Below are 15,054 nucleotides of genomic sequence, written 5' to 3' on the forward strand. Positions count from 1 at the left end.
CGACCTCGAACCGTCGGTTACGTTCCCTTACGCTCGACGCCGTCGATGGAATGGCTATCCATCATGGTGGTTCAGGAAATATCGACCTGATAACGGAAGGTGCTGGCGGCGCCCCGTGAGCGCCGGTATTCCAGCGGCGTGCGGTCGTAGCCGAGTGCCAGTCGCTCGATCAGCACTACGGGTTCGCCGGACTCGAGATCGAGGATCCTGGCGATATCGGGGGTGGCGGTCTCGACGCTCAGCGTTTCCCTCGCCGAGCCGATCAGCTGACCGCACCGTGATTCGTAGAATGGGTAGAGCAGATTGCCGAAATCGTCGATCTCGATCTCGATCAAAGCCTCGAAACGCGCCGCCGGCAGCCAGATATCCTCGTGGTAGAGGGGCGCTCCGTCGAACTGCCGGACTCTCTCCAGCCGAATGACCTTCTCCGATCGCTCCAGCCCCAGCGCATTCGCGATGTCCTGAGCGGGTGATTCCAGCTGGCGATCGAGAATCCGGCTCTCGGGAACTCGGCGATCGCCCCTGGCATCGACCTGCCGGAAGAAGCGGAATAGCGAACCTTCGAAGTTGGGCCGCAGGATGAACGTGCCTCGCCCCTGGCTGCGCTTCATCAATCCATCCTGAACCAGGGTGTCCACAGCCTTCCTCAGCGTGCCGACGGCAACCCCGTAATGCTTGGTCAGCTCGGCTTCGGTGGGTATCGCGCCGCCAGGTGTCCATTCTCCAGCGGCGATCTTCGCCAGCATATCGTCACGCAGTCGCTGATAGAGCGGCAGACGTTCGTCTGTCATGGAGCTGATTCCCTTCATGAATGTTCCCTCCATGTTATTTCAAACAACTGTATCACCAAACTTCTCATCTTTAGTCGTACGGAGTTAAGCGTACGACCAAAGCGTGTATGATCGATGTATCTATACGACTATATGAATAGTTCTTTTGGGGCGGTTCTTTGCCAAGATAGAGCGTATCGCTCGCCGCGAGGTGTTCATGCCAATCAGAAAAGGCCGTCCATGACGCAACTCCCCCACGCCGGATTGACCGGCTTCGACACTCACGCGCACATCTTCCATCAGGGCCTGAAGCTGGCCGGGAATCGCCGCTATAGCCCGGATTACGACGCGACTCTCGAGCAATACCTCGGGCATCTCGATCGCTGCGGCCTCTCCCATGGCGTGCTGGTACAGCCCAGTTTTCTGGGCACCGACAATAGCCACATGCTGGCTGCACTACGCGGCTTTCCGCAGCGTCTGCGCGGCACCGCCGTGGTGGAGCGCGACGTGAGCGATGACGTACTCGACGAGCTGGCCGAGGCGGGGGTCGTCGGCATTCGGCTCAATCTGATCGGTCAGCCCCTGGATGATTATCGTAGCGCACCGTGGCAAGCGCTATTCGCCAAACTGGCGAGCCGGGGATGGTCGGTGGAAATCCAGCGCGGGATGGACGATCTGGCCCGGATCGTGCCTCAGATTCTGAAAGCCGGCGTGGCGGTGGTGATCGATCATTTCGGTTTGCCCGCGGGAGAGATCGATCCGGTCAATTCGAACCATCAAGCGCTGCTATCCCTGCTTTCGAGCGAGGATGTCTGGGTCAAACTGTCGGCAACGTATCGCAGCCGCTCGAACCCGGCTCAGGCATCGAGGTCGATCGAACGCCTACGCGATGCCTATGGCCATAGCGAGCGACTGCTTTGGGGCAGCGACTGGCCGCATACGCGATTCGAGGCCCAGACCGATTACGACGCCCAGTTCGCGCTGATGCAGACGCTGCTGCCGAACGCCGACGAGCGTCGGCAGGTTCTGGTGGAGAACCCGGCCAGGCTGTTCAAGATCGAGCTCGCGAGCTGAGCGCCGATAGGTCAGAGAACGAGCACGCATGACGAGTGCGCACGACAAGCAGAAAAGGGGAACCGACTTATGATGAGTCTATTGGTGGTGGGGGCGATCATCGTATCCATCATTCTGGGGTATCGCACCCGGATCAATATCGGGCTGTTCGCGATCGCCTTCGCCTACCTGATCGGTTGCTTCGGGCTGGGTCTGAGTCCCAAGGAAGTGATCGCGATGTGGCCGCTGAAGATATTCTTCATCATCTTCTCGGTGTGCCTGTTTTACAGTTTCGCCATCGTCAACGGCACGCTGGAGAAGCTGGCCGAACATCTGATGTATCGCTGCCGCCATTTCCCGCATCTGCTGCCGTTCGCCATCTTCCTGGCGGCGGTCGTGATCTCGGCGCTGGGAGCCGGGTATTACACCGTGCTGGCGTTCATGGCGCCGATCACGCTGCTGCTGTGCAGCCGCACCGGGTTGAACCTGATCGTCGGTGCCATGGCGGTCAACTACGGCGCGCTGGCAGGCGCCAACTTCGTTTCCAGCCAGAGCGGCATCATCTTCCGCACGCTGATGACCAATTCGGGCATCTCCGATAATCAGGCTTTCATCAACAGTTTCGGCATCTTCGCCAGCACCATGATCGTGCCGATCGTCGTCCTCGCCGGCCTGATTCTTTTCAGCCGCAAGCGCGGTACGGCGATGGTCTCGCTGGCGCATGTCGAACGTCCCAGCCCGCTGAGTCCTAACCAGCGTTCCACCCTGATTCTGACCCTGGTGATGATGGCCACCGTGCTGCTGCCGCCCATCGCCAGCCTGATTCTGCCCGACAACACCGCCGTGACGTTCGTCAATTCCAAGGTGGATATCGGCCTGATCGCCAGCGTGTTCTCGGTCATCGCGCTGCTGATGAAACTGGGCGACGAGCGCAAGGCCATCGCCTCGCTGCCGTGGGGCACGATCATCATGATCTGCGGCGTCGGCATGCTGATCTCGGTGGCGATCAAGGCCGGCACCATCGATCTGCTCGGCTCCTGGATCGGGACCAATATTCCGCCGGTGCTGATTCCAGTCGCGTTCGGCATCGTGGCCGCGTTCATGTCGCTGTTCGCCAGCACCCTAGGCGTGGTCACGCCGGCACTGTTCCCGCTGGTGCCGTCGCTGGCCGGCACGCTATCGATCGATCCGATGATCATCTTCATCGCCATCGTGGTCGGCGCGCAGGCCACCTCGATCTCGCCGTTCTCCTCCGGTGGCAGCCTGATTCTCGGCTCCTGCCCCACAGACGAAGCGCGTTCAGGGCTCCTGCCCAAGCTGCTGTTCCGCGCCGCGCCGCTGGGTTTCATCGCCGCGCTGGTGTTCAATTTGCTGCTGACGTTCGTGTTCTGAACGGGGTGGGTGAGGGAGCGTAAAGGGAGCGCTTTGCGCTCCCTTTCCATCGCGCGACGGTGCGCGCTCCTGTGAGACCAAGATGAGATGGAGAGACAGTGTTGGCAATTTGGCGCTAATTTTTGGATATTGTGTGGCTAGGCGGAGCACCGCTCGATAACAGCTCGATAACAACAACCAGGCAGCGTCCATGTCAGAACTCGAGAAAAAGTTCTCCTCGGATATTCGGTTACCCGAGTCGGACACCGTTCGTCTCCGCTCGCCTTTCTCTCCCAGCCTTCGCTTTCGCGCCCTCGCGTCAGACCCAACTACCAAAACTTCGGCCGGTTGTTCGTCAACCAGGCTGGGTGAGAGACCTCGACTTTCAGGGATGCCATGAATAAGCAGGAATTGCTTCCGATCCTTCGGATCGACGAGTTGAGTGTCAGCTTTGGCACTGCTTCCGTGGTCAAAGGCTTGTCGTTCGACGTGTTCCCGGGTCGAACAACGGCAGTCGTGGGCGAGAGCGGCTCGGGAAAATCGGTGATGTCGATGTCGATCATGCGGCTTGCCGATATGACGGGCGCCAGCTTCCCCAGCGGACGTATTCTGTTCTCATCGGGGGCAGGCGAAGGCATCGATCTACTGAAGTGCGACCAGGAAGCGATGCGTCGGATTCGTGGCAAGGAGATCGCCATGATCTTCCAGGAACCGATGACCTCGCTCAATCCGGTATTTACCATCGGCGATCAGCTCTGCGAAGTGTTGATTCTCCATGAGAAACGCTCGCGCGCCGACGCCATGGTCGAAGCCGAGCGTCTGCTGGCGTTGGTTCGCCTGCCGGATGCGAGAGCTCTGCTTGCGCGCTATCCCCATCAGCTTTCGGGTGGCATGCGTCAGCGCGTGATGATCGCGATGGCACTGGCCTGTCGTCCGAAGTTGTTGATCGCCGACGAGCCGACCACGGCGTTGGACGTCACCGTCCAGGCGGAGATCCTCAATATCATGAAGGATCTGCAGGCCGAACTCGGCATGGCCATGATCTTCATTACCCATGACATGGGCGTCGTCGCCGAGATGGCCGACGATGTCGTCGTGATGTGGCAGGGCGAGAAAGTCGAAGCGGGGCCGGTCGAGGAGATATTCACCTGCCCCAAGCACCCCTATACGCGAATGCTGCTGTCTGCCGTGCCCAAGCTAGGGGCGATGCAGGGCTTCACGCATCCCAGGCGGACACCGCTGACCGTGCTGCGGAATGGCGAACTGGTACAAGAGGGTGACGATCGACAGCAAGACACGGCCGACTACACGGTGCCGCCATTGCTGCGTGTGGAGGACCTGTCGATTCAATTCGACGTGAAGAAGAGTTTTTGGGGGCGTACCACCCATCGTAATTTCGCCGTCTCCCAAGTCGGTTTCGAGATCTATCCCGGTGAGACGCTGGCGTTGGTGGGTGAGAGTGGTTCGGGCAAGTCCACGATCGGACGCACGATCCAGCAGTTGCAGGAGTCGGCCAACGGTGAAGTCTGGTTCGATGGCAAGCCGATGTCGAAGATGAAGCTCGCCGAGCGCCAGCGTCTGCGTCGCGAGGTGCAATACATTTTCCAGGATCCGTTCGCTTCCCTCGATCCGAGACGCACGGTCGGTGACTCCATCGCCGAGCCAATTCTCACCCATGGTCTGCTCGATCGCGGCACTCCGACTCGTCGCCGTGTCGGCGAGCTCTTGGAGCGGGTCGGCTTGTCTGCGGATATGGCGAGCCGTTACCCGCATGAATTTTCGGGAGGCCAGCGTCAACGGGTCTGTATTGCTCGCGCCCTGGCTTCCAGGCCTCGCCTGATCATCGCCGACGAGGCACTGTCGGCGCTCGATGTCTCGGTTCAGGCCCAGGTGATCAATCTGTTCATGGATCTGCAGCGAGAAGAGGGACTGGCGTATCTCTTTATCAGCCACGACATGGCGGTCGTCGAGAAGATGAGTCATCGGGTCGCTGTACTCTATCTGGGCCAGATCATGGAGATCGGCAAGCGGGCCGACGTATTCGAACGTACGGCACATCCTTACACCCAGCGCCTGCTTTCCGCCGTTCCGCTGGCGGATCCGTCGGCTCGACGTCAGCGTGTGGCGCTGACCGGCGAAATCCCCTCGTCGATTCATCCGGTGGGTGCTCCGCCAGCGCTAAACCCGTTACGTGAAATCGCCAGTGGCCATTTCATCGCGCAGGAACGCGTTTGAAAGAAGAGCGTGTTCGACAGCAAAAACAACACCAATCCAGCAAGGGAGATATCTCGATGTCGTCAACGATGTCCTTCAAGACAGTCACTGTGTCGGCCTTAGGCCTTCTGCTCGTCAGCGGCGCTCTTGCCTCGCCGGTCTTCGCGGACGGCACATTGACGGTCTCATCCCCGCAGGATCCCGGCTCCTGGGACCCTGTAGATACGTTCTTGGTTAACTGGGCTTCCGTCGGTACCAATCTGTTCGACGGTCTGACTTACCGGGGGCCGGATATGAAACTGGTGCCTGCACTGGCTACCAGCTGGAACGTTCTGGACGATGGCATGCGCATTCGCTTCAAGCTGCGCGAGGGGGTGACGTTCCATGACGGCGAGCCGTTCAATGCCGAGGCCGTCAAGTTCACCTTCGATCGTCTGCTGGGGGAGGAGGGAGCCAAGGGGCCGCAACAGTCGAACTATACCGCGATCGAGAACGTCGAGATCATCGATGACAATACCGTCGACTTCCATCTCAAGGCGCCTGATCCGGTACTGCTGACCAAGCTCGCGGGCTATGGAGCGATGATCGTGCCGCCGCAATATATCAAGGAGCATGGCGAGACGTATTTCAACACCCACCCTGTCGGCACCGGTCCATTCCAGTTCGTTTCCTACGAGCCGAAGGTGGATATCAAGTTGAAGGCCTACGATGGATTCTGGGGCGATGGTCCCAAGCTATCCGAGCTGGATTATCGCTTCATCTCCGAGCCCTCGACCGCCGTGGCCGAGCTGCAGTCGGGTGGCGTCGATATCGTCATCCCGCCGACCATCCCGATCGCAATGATCCCGACGATCGAAGACGACGACAATCTCGATCTGATCACGACTTCAGGGCCAACCGTCTATGCGCTGCGTTTCAATACTGCCGACGGCATTACCGCCGATGAGCGTGTGCGCAAGGCTCTGATCATGGCGGTCGACCGTAAATCCATCGTCGACGGGATACTCGGGGGGCAAGCGCAGGTCATCGCCTCGTTCCAGGGTGAGCGCTCCTTCGGCTTCGACCCGGAGATGCAGCCGCTGCCCTATGATCCCGACAAGGCCAAGCAGCTGCTCGAGGAGGCCGGGGTCAAGCCGGGGGCGCAGGTGCAGATCGATATCCGTGGCAACGACGCCACTTTCGCCGAGGTGACCCAGGCGGTTGCCGCTTATCTGTCGATGGTCGGGATTACCGCCTCGATCCATCCGGTCGAGACCAATACGCTGCTCAACGACATCATTCCCCAAGGCAAGACTGGCGCCATGTTCCAGCAGTCATGGGGCGGCTGGACTTTCGATTTCGACAATACCGCCTATGCGATGTATCACAGTGGTCAGAAATGGAATCCCTACGATAGCGATCCGAAGATGGACGAGTTGCTGGAGAGCCAACGCTCGCTGACTGATCCCAAGGAGCGCGAACGGATTCTGCAGCAGATCGCTCACTATGCTGCGGACCGGGCGCTGGAACTGCCGCTTTACAGCCTCAATGCGATCTATGGCGTCAATAAACGCGTGAAACACTTCGTGCCGGCGCCGGACAATCGTATGCGACTCAATGACGTCGAAGTCGAATAAGGCGCTTTTCGTGCCTCGCTTTCCACGAAGGCGAGGCTCTCTTCATTCGACGGAGGCTGGGATGTGACTGGATTTATCGTAAAGCGCTTCGCGCAGGCGATCTTCGTCGTGATTGCGGTGAGCTTGATCGTGGCGGTGGCGATCCGAATGACGGGGGATCCCGCGCTGATGATCGCCCAGGGTGCGACCAACATCACTCAGGCAGACCTCGACAGGATCCGTGAAGGGCTTGGGCTCAATCAGCCGTTTCTCGTCCAGTACCTCGATTCGCTGCGCGGACTGGTCACCTGGGATCTCGGTAACAGCTTCGTCGGCGGTACCCCCGTCAATCTGCTGGTCGACAAGGCGCTGCCCGCGACGCTGTCGCTGGCATTCGCCTCGATGTTCGTCTCGATCGCCGTCTCGATTCCGTTGGGTATCCGCGCTGCCGTGGCGCGGGGGCGTGGCAGTGACCAACTGATCCGCATCTTTTCGCTGCTGGGCCTGAGTTTCCCCAATTTCTGGCTGGCGACGATGCTGGTGCTGCTGTTCTCGATCACCTTGAAATGGTTGCCGCCTTCCGGCATGTCCGGCTTTGCGAGCTTCATCATGCCCGCCGTAACGATGGGCGTGATTCTGACCGCGACCAACGTGCGGCTGGTGCGGACCACGATGCTCGATACGTTGAACTCACAGTACATCATGGTGGCACGCGCCAAAGGGCTGTCGGAGCGAAAGGTGCTCTACAAGCATGCCCTGCGCAATTGCGCGATCCCCTTGATTACCTATTTCGGCCTGCAGTTCGGTGGTCTGCTGGGTGGAATCGTGGTGATCGAGAGAGTTTTCAACTGGCCGGGCATGGGCACGCTGGCCTTCGACGCGGTCGCGGCCCGCGACTATCCGGTATTGCAGTCGGTGATCATGATCCTGGCGTTGCTGATCGTCGGCATCAATCTTCTCGTCGATATCGCCTACGGCATTGTCGACCCTCGAATTCGGACGAAATAAATCATGGCTTTTGCTGCGCCACCTCGCTTGCACCGCTTTGCGTCGCTTGAGTTCGTGCTCGGCTTTCTGCTGTTGGGCGGGGTCGTCTTCTGTGTGGTCTTCTCCGCGTGGCTGTTTGCGCCCCCCGGGCAGATCAGTCTCTCCTCGCGGCTGGTGATGCCGTTCCAGGATGCTGCGCATCTTTTCGGCACCGATGCGCTGGGGCGTGACGTGCTGGCGCGAGTCGCCGTCGGTGGCTGGGTTTCCTTGAAGGTCGGCTTCTTCTCGGTGATCGGGTCGGTGGTGTTTGGCGTAGTGATGGGGCTTGTTTCGGGTTACTACCGTGGAATCTGGGATGTGATCGTGATGCGCTGTGCCGATATCCAGCTCGCGTTACCGTTCATTCTGCTTGCCATCACCTTTGTCGCCATCCTCGGCGGCTCTTTGACCAACACGATCATTCTGCTGATCGTCAGTCAGTGGGTGCAGTATGCAAGGCTCGTCCGGGGTTCGGTGCTTACACTGCGGGAGCGTGAATTCATTCTGTCGGCAAGAGCCATCGGCGTGAAGAACGGTGCCATCATCCTGCGTCATATCCTGCCCAATCTGATGGGACCGGTGGTCGTGCTGATGACCTTGAACGTTGCCAACAACATTCTGCTCGAGAGTTCTCTGACGTTTCTGGGCTTGGGTGTCGATCCAACGATACCCTCCTGGGGCGGTATGCTTGCCGAAGGCCGTACCTACCTGCAGACCGCCTGGTGGATCTCGGTCTTCCCGGGGCTTGCCATCCTGTGCACCGTGCTTGGCCTCAATCTGCTGGGTGACTGGTTGCGAGATCTGCTCGACCCGACGGGGAGGACCAACCGTTGATCCTGTTCGAAAAACATTATCCCGCGACGCTCGATCGGCTCGTTGCCGAATTCACCGGGCGAAGACTGGAAACCTGGACGTTCGATGACCGAGCCACGCGGCTGACGGCGGAAGCGGCGCTGGCCAAGCGCGGCATCACGGCACGCTGCCGCTCGGCCTACAAGCCGTTGGTCTGCGCTTTTCGCGAGGAGATAGCGACCGAAGGCCTGACCAGCGTCGAGATCGTCTATCCCCGACATCCGGGGGCCAAGTCCTCTCGTTTCCTGCTGGAGAGCTATCCGCTGTCGGCGCTTTACCCGACGATCGATTTTCAATTCGAGGCCGGCGAGATCAGCGAAGCCGTCCCGATTTATCGCCTGCGACTACGCTACGCCGATGGCCGCGACGAGCCTCTGGAAGTGCTGGCGCCCAACCGCCTGCATCTCGACTTCGCGGATGAACAGGCGTTGTCCCCCTGCGGCTGGCAGATCGTCGATGGCGCGGGCGAAACCCTGACGACGTCCTATGAGCGGCTCTTCGCCGAGGCGATGACGGCCATCCGCGAGGCTGAATGGGAAACGCGGAATGGGAGCGGGGAGCGCTATCTCGAGGAGCTCTATCTCGAGGAGCCCTTTTTCGAGGAGCTCAATATCACCGCGACGCTGCCGATCGCCGATGAGCCTCTCGGCTATGCCGACGAGGTGCTGTCGCTTCGGGAAGCCCTACACGAGGAGTTCTATTTCTCGCTGCTGGAAGTCTTCCAGCGGCGGTCCGGACGACCGCTGGGCGATCGTCATCTCCAGCCGGGGCAGATCGTGCCGGAGATCCGGTTCGGTACGGCGTACGCCGTCAAGGTGGAAACCCGGCCATACGATCGCGAGTCGATCTCGTCTCACCGCGAGCCGTTGGTCGCCGTCGCGCGTCCGTTGTCTCAGGTTCAGATCGGCGAGGAGTTGGCGACACTTGGCGGTAGCGGGTTCCACGCGATGTCCGTGGCCGGGCGCCGGCTCGAAGGGCGCTATCTCGCAGGGAGCGATCGCGCCATGATCATCTCGGCGGGTCAGCACGCCAACGAAACCAGTTCGCCTGCGGGCACGCTGCAGGCGGCGGCGGTTCTCGCGGCACGAGACGGGGCGCATTTCACGCTCTGCCCGCTGGAGAACCCGGACGGTTATGCGCTTCATCAACGGCTGATCGCCGATAACTCCCGGCACATGCATCACGCCGCGCGGTATACGGCGCTGGGCGATGATCTGGAGTACCGGGAAGGCGAAGCGCTTCACGAGAAGGCAATCCGCGTCGAGGCCGAGCGCCTGACCAACGCGTTGTTGCATATCAACCTGCACGGCTACCCGGCGCATGAATGGACGCGGCCGCTGTCGGGGTACATTCCACGTGGGTTCGAGATGTGGACACTGCCCAAGGGGTTCTTTCTGGTGTTGCGACATACGCCTGGCTGGGCCGACGCGTCACGGGCGCTGATCGAGGCGGTCACGCTGGCGCTGAACGAAGTGCCGGACCTGCGCGCGTTCAACGACCGTCAGATCGCGCTGTTCGAGAGACATGCCGGTGACACCGGCTTTGAAATGATCAACGGCTTTCCGTGTCTGATCTCGGAAGACGATCGTCACCGGGTGCCGATGACGTTGATCACCGAATATCCCGACGAAACGATCTACGGGCCCGCCTTCCAGGCTGGCGTGGCAGCTCAGCGGGCCTCGGTGCTGGCGGCTTACGATGCGCTGCAGGCGCTTCCCGATGAGCTTCTGGCCTCCTGAATCGGGCCCGGTTACATGCCAAGCGTGGGCGGCAGTATCGCCAGATCGCCACTGGCCTGTTCGAAGGCGCGCGCCAGCTGCAGCACGCCCCGGTCGTTGCGGGGCCTGCCGATCAGCTGGAAGCCCATCGGTAGGCCTGCGTCGTTGCGTCCCGCCGGTAGGCTGATCGTCGGCGCCCCGAGCATCGAGGCGGGAACCACCACTTCCATCCAGCGATGGTAGCTGTCCATCGGGTGCCCGGCGATGTCGCGTGGCCAGTGTGTCTCCTCGTCGAAGGGAAAGACCTGGGCGCTGGGCATGGCGAGATAGTCGAAGCGCTCGAACAGGGCGCTCCAGGCGCGGTAGGCCTCGCCACGCTGCACGTTGGCAGCGTGAATGTCCTGCGCCGAGAGCCGCAAGCCGCGTTCGACTTCCCACCGGGCTTCGGGTTTCAGCCGGGCGCGGCTGTCGGGGTTGGCGTAGTGCGCGCCCAGGTTGCCGGCGACAGCCCAGTGGCGCAGCGTGGTCCAGCTCTCCCACAGCGTCTCGGGGACGAAGGGTAGATCGACTTCCTCCACATTGCAGCCAACTCGGCCGAAGTGCGCCAGCGCCGCTTCGCACAGAGCGAGAACGCCGGATTCCATGGCCAGATGGCCTTGCCAGTCGCCCAGCCAGCCGATCTTCACACCGCGAACGTCGCGTTCGAGTACGCCAGCAATATCGCTGCCCTCGGGAAACAGGGGTTCTCCCAGCGACAGCGGTACGCGCGAATCGAAACCGGATTGCGTGTCGAGCAGCCTCGCCACGTCTTCGACGGTCCGGCCCATCGGACCGTTGGTGGCAAGTTGCTGACCGAACGGATCGGCGGCGAGATCTGGCACCCGACCGAACGAAGGGCGAAAGCCGATCACGTGATTGAACGCCGCGGGGTTTCGCAACGAGCCCATCATGTCGCTGCCGTCGGCGACCGGCAGCATTCGCATGGCGAGCGCCGCCGCTGCGCCACCGCTGGACCCGCCGGCGGTTCGCGAAAGGTCGAAGGGGTTACGAGTGGCGCCGAATACCGGATTGTAGGATTGCGAACCCAGGCCGAATTCCGGCGTATTGGTCTTGCCGATGACGATCGCGCCGGCCGCGCGCATGCGCTCGACCATCAGGCTGTCCTGGCTGGCAATCTGACCGACGAGCAGCGGCGAACCCTGAACGGTCGGCAGACCCCGGGCGTCGGAGAGATCCTTGATCGCCTGAGGGAAGCCGTGCATCCAGCCACGCGACTGCCCGGCGGCGAGCTCGCGATCGGCGGCGTCGGCCTCGTCGAGCAGCGGGGCACGTTCGCGGCGGGAGACCATGGCGTTGACGACGGGGTTCACGGCGTCGATGTGGTCGAGATAGGTGCTCATTACCTCGCGGCAGGAGACCGATCGATCATGGATGCGCTGCGACAGTGTAGTGGCGTTCCAGGTCACGATCTCGGCCAGTGGCCGTTGAGCGGAAGTGCGGTCGGAAGCGTTGGACATCGGCGGGGCCCCGGCAAAAAGAGAGTGTCGATTAGCATACCGCAGTAGCGTTGCCGGCACGCCACTGCGGTTTTCCGGGTTGCCCGCGTTCGGCTCACCGCGGCCCGGCAGACGGCCATCATCAGAAGTGTCAGGGGCTTGGGCCGGTCGTCACACGAAATGCGGCTAAGGTCTAACGGCATTTCCAGTATGATGTATGACAACATGGCTGACAGAATGCCGGCCTTTTCCTGCCTGTCCAGTAGATCAGGCGGTCGAGCGATTGCATGGCAGATTGACGTTAATCCACGACGAGGGACTCTAGGTGAACTTTTCCAAACAAGCGGTTGTAGCCTCCATTACCGACGGTCTGCTGTCGTTTCCGGTGACCGATTTCGACGCCAACGGCAAGTTCGACGTCGAGAGCTATCGTCGCCGTCTGCTGTGGCTGAAGGAGTACGAGGTCTCCGCTCTCTTCGTGGCTGGCGGTACCGGCGAATTTTTCAACATGACGATCGAAGAGTATCGCGAAATCGTCAAAGTCGCCGTGGAGACCATAGGTGGCCACGTGCCGATCATCGCCAGCGCCGGTCAGAGCGCCGAGCTCGCCAAGGCGCATTGCCAGGCCGCTCAGGAAGCCGGCGCCGATGGCATTCTGCTGATGCCGCCGTATCTCACCGAATGTCCGCAGTCCGGCATCGTCGAGTACGCCGCCAGCGTCTGCGATTCCACCGATCTCAGCGTGATCTACTACAACCGCGCCAACGGCTATCTCAACGTCGATGCGGTCCAGGCCCTGGCCGACCGCTGCCCGAACCTGGTCGGTCTGAAGGACGGCAAGGGCGACATGCAGGCGCTCAATATCATCATCAAAACGCTGGGCGACCGCCTCGCCTACGTCGGCGGCGTGCCCACGGCCGAGATCATCGCCGAAGCCTATCTGGCGATTGGTGTCAGCACCTACTCTTCCGCAGTTTTCAATTTCGTGCCGGAGATGGCGGTGAAGTTCTATCAGGAACTGCGAAAGGGCAACAGCGAGTTCATTCGTCAGGCGATGCGTGAATTCTTCGTGCCGTTCGTCACCCTGCGCGATACCCAGAAAGGCTATGCCGTCAGCCTGATCAAGGCCGGTGCCGATCTGGTCGGTTATCCGGCAGGCGATGTGCGCGCCCCGCTGACCATGCCCAGCGAGAAAGAGCGAGCGACGCTCAAGCAACTGATCGAAAAAGCCGGCGCGCTATAAAACCGGCCTTCCCGGCTATTCCAATCCTGTGGGCGGCTTTTTGGCCGCCCTGCACGCTGGCGGGATGTACGCCGACGCCACTTCGGCCGTCGAACGTGCATCGCCTTGACGGAGACTCCCCATGTCGAGCCACGCTACGCCCACCATCACGGAAATGCAGGTCATCCCGGTCGCGGGCCGCGATAGCATGCTGCTCAATATTGGGGGCGCGCACTCTCCCTGGTTCACCCGCAACCTGGTCATCCTCAAGGATAGTGCAGGTAATACCGGCGTTGGCGAGGCGCCGGGCGGCGAGACGATCCAGCAGTCACTCGAACAGGCCCGTTCGCGGGTCGTCGGCCAGCCCATCGGCAAACTGCGTTCGATGGTGGCGTCGCTGCATTCTGCCGGTCGCGGTGCCGATTTCGAGGATTTCGGCAAGGGATCCTGGACCTTCGAACTGCGAGTCAACGCGGTAGCGGCGCTCGAGGCGGCGCTGCTCGATCTGTTCGGCAAGTTCCTCGACGTGCCCGTTGCCGAGCTATTAGGCGACGGCAAACAGCGCGACAGCGTCGAGGTGCTGGGTTATCTGTTCTTCATCGGCGATGGTCATGCGACGCCGCTCGGCTATCGTCGCGGTACGGATCATCGCGAAACGGGGCGGCACAGTACCGATGGCGTCAGCCACGACTGGTATCGCCAGCGCGACGAGGCGGCAATGACGCCGCAGCGCATCGTTGAACTCGCCGAGGCGGCCCACGACCGTTATGGCTTCAAGGACTTCAAGTTGAAGGGCGGCGCACTACCGGGCGAGCAGGAGATCGAGGCGGTTACCGCGCTTCACGAGGCCTTTCCCGAGGCGCGTACGACCATCGACCCCAACGGAGCCTGGTCGCTTGACGAGGCGGTCCGGCTCTGCAAGAACTTGCACGACGTGATCGCCTACGCAGAAGATCCGTGCGGCGCCGAGCAGGGTTTCTCGGGTCGCGAAATTCTGGCCGAATTCCGTCACGCCACCGGGTTGCCGGTGGCCACCAACATGGTCGCCACCAACTGGCGCGAAATGGCCCATGCGCTGATGCTGCGCTCTGTCGATATCCCGCTGGCCGACCCGCATTTCTGGACGCTCTCGGGCGCGGTGCGGGTCTCTCAGCTGTGCCAGGATCACGGCATGACCTGGGGCTCGCACTCCAACAACCATTTCGATATCTCGCTTGCGATGTTCGCTCAGGTCGGCGCCGCCGCCGTCGGTCGCACCACGGCGCTGGATACACACTGGATCTGGCAGGAGGGCGACGCTCGCCTGACCCGCAATCCGCCGCAGATCGTCGATGGCAAGGTCGCTGTGACGGATGCCCCGGGGCTCGGGATCGAAATCGATATGGAACAGATCGAGCAGGCCAACGCACTCTATCGCAGTCTGCCGGCTGGCGGCCGCAACGATGCCATGGCCATGCAGTATCTGATCGATGATTGGCAGTTCGATCCCAATCGTCCGGCGCTGGTTCGTTGAAACGGGAGTGGCGCATCCCCACCTACTATTTATGGCTCGGCGTGAACCGATCGGATCGAGCGTGATGTCGACGACCGATTTCCTCGGTCGATTTTTACGCTCGATCTCTACGGTCGATCTCTAAGGTCGATTTTTACGGTCTACGCTGGGTAAGACATAATCGAGCTGTGCCAGACAACGCTGTGCATGAGAGCGTTGCCAGAAAACGTTTCGCAACAAAAGAA

11 protein-coding genes are annotated in these 15,054 nt (G+C 61.2%); 9 read left to right on the forward strand and 2 right to left on the reverse strand.

Annotated elements, in window-relative coordinates; translation table 11 throughout:
- Positions 1–71 precede the first annotated feature (71 nt).
- Complete coding sequence (locus tag DOM58_RS17185; protein ID WP_110693910.1) at positions 72–791, reverse strand: GntR family transcriptional regulator; 720 nt, start codon at positions 789–791, stop codon at positions 72–74.
- A gap of 219 nt (positions 792–1,010) precedes the next feature.
- Between DOM58_RS17185 and DOM58_RS17190 the strand changes: the two genes are divergently transcribed.
- The 7 genes from DOM58_RS17190 (at position 1,011) to DOM58_RS17220 (ending at position 10,620) form a co-directional block, all read left to right on the forward strand.
- Positions 1,011–1,844 carry an amidohydrolase family protein gene (locus DOM58_RS17190; protein WP_110693888.1) on the forward strand — a complete coding sequence of 278 codons (834 nt, stop codon included), beginning with the start codon at positions 1,011–1,013 and terminating at the stop codon, positions 1,842–1,844.
- Positions 1,845–1,916: 72 nt separating this feature from the next.
- Positions 1,917–3,215: an SLC13 family permease gene (locus DOM58_RS17195; protein ID WP_223162217.1), complete on the forward strand. Its 1,299-nt coding sequence runs from the start codon at positions 1,917–1,919 to the stop codon at positions 3,213–3,215.
- A 417-nt stretch (positions 3,216–3,632) separates the two neighbouring features.
- Complete coding sequence (locus tag DOM58_RS17200; protein WP_425353409.1) at positions 3,633–5,429, forward strand: ABC transporter ATP-binding protein; 1,797 nt, start codon at positions 3,633–3,635, stop codon at positions 5,427–5,429.
- Positions 5,430–5,638: 209 nt separating this feature from the next.
- Positions 5,639–7,024, forward strand: coding sequence for an ABC transporter substrate-binding protein (locus DOM58_RS17205; RefSeq protein WP_245392322.1), 1,386 nt, complete (start codon positions 5,639–5,641; stop codon positions 7,022–7,024).
- Between the two features lie 63 nt (positions 7,025–7,087).
- Positions 7,088–8,011, forward strand: a complete 924-nt coding sequence (locus DOM58_RS17210; RefSeq protein ID WP_075561870.1) for an ABC transporter permease — start codon at positions 7,088–7,090, stop codon at positions 8,009–8,011.
- A gap of 3 nt (positions 8,012–8,014) precedes the next feature.
- Positions 8,015–8,863 (forward strand): ABC transporter permease, encoded by an 849-nt coding sequence (locus tag DOM58_RS17215; protein WP_110693891.1) that lies wholly within the window; start codon positions 8,015–8,017, stop codon positions 8,861–8,863.
- Complete coding sequence (locus DOM58_RS17220) at positions 8,860–10,620, forward strand: M14 family metallopeptidase (RefSeq protein ID WP_110693892.1); 1,761 nt, start codon at positions 8,860–8,862, stop codon at positions 10,618–10,620. Before DOM58_RS17215 ends, DOM58_RS17220 begins: the two co-directional genes overlap by 4 nt.
- A gap of 11 nt (positions 10,621–10,631) precedes the next feature.
- Here the strand turns inward: DOM58_RS17220 and DOM58_RS17225 are convergent, their stop codons facing one another.
- Positions 10,632–12,116, reverse strand: coding sequence for an amidase (locus DOM58_RS17225; protein WP_110693893.1), 1,485 nt, complete (start codon positions 12,114–12,116; stop codon positions 10,632–10,634).
- A 304-nt stretch (positions 12,117–12,420) separates the two neighbouring features.
- Between DOM58_RS17225 and kdgD the strand changes: the two genes are divergently transcribed.
- Both kdgD and DOM58_RS17235 read left to right on the forward strand, forming a co-directional pair.
- On the forward strand, positions 12,421–13,338 hold the full coding sequence (kdgD, locus tag DOM58_RS17230) for a 5-dehydro-4-deoxyglucarate dehydratase (protein ID WP_075561866.1): 918 nt from the start codon (positions 12,421–12,423) through the stop codon (positions 13,336–13,338).
- 121 nt (positions 13,339–13,459) lie between these two features.
- Complete coding sequence (locus DOM58_RS17235; protein WP_110693894.1) at positions 13,460–14,830, forward strand: enolase C-terminal domain-like protein; 1,371 nt, start codon at positions 13,460–13,462, stop codon at positions 14,828–14,830.
- Positions 14,831–15,054 lie beyond the last annotated feature (224 nt).

This window comes from Salinicola halophyticus (assembly GCF_003206695.1).
Lineage (GTDB): Bacteria > Pseudomonadota > Gammaproteobacteria > Pseudomonadales > Halomonadaceae > Salinicola > Salinicola halophyticus.

Bases quoted from the DNA above. Each gene is read 5' to 3' on its own strand.
- DOM58_RS17185 (WP_110693910.1), bottom strand. From the start codon at position 791: ATGACAGACGAACGTCTGCCGCTCTATCAGCGACTGCGTGACGATATG.
- DOM58_RS17215 (WP_110693891.1), top strand. From the start codon at position 8,015: ATGGCTTTTGCTGCGCCACCTCGCTTGCACCGCTTTGCGTCGCTTGAG.
- DOM58_RS17235 (WP_110693894.1), top strand. From the start codon at position 13,460: ATGTCGAGCCACGCTACGCCCACCATCACGGAAATGCAGGTCATCCCG.
- DOM58_RS17195 (WP_223162217.1), top strand. From the start codon at position 1,917: ATGAGTCTATTGGTGGTGGGGGCGATCATCGTATCCATCATTCTGGGG.
- DOM58_RS17190 (WP_110693888.1), top strand. From the start codon at position 1,011: ATGACGCAACTCCCCCACGCCGGATTGACCGGCTTCGACACTCACGCG.
- DOM58_RS17225 (WP_110693893.1), bottom strand. From the start codon at position 12,116: ATGTCCAACGCTTCCGACCGCACTTCCGCTCAACGGCCACTGGCCGAG.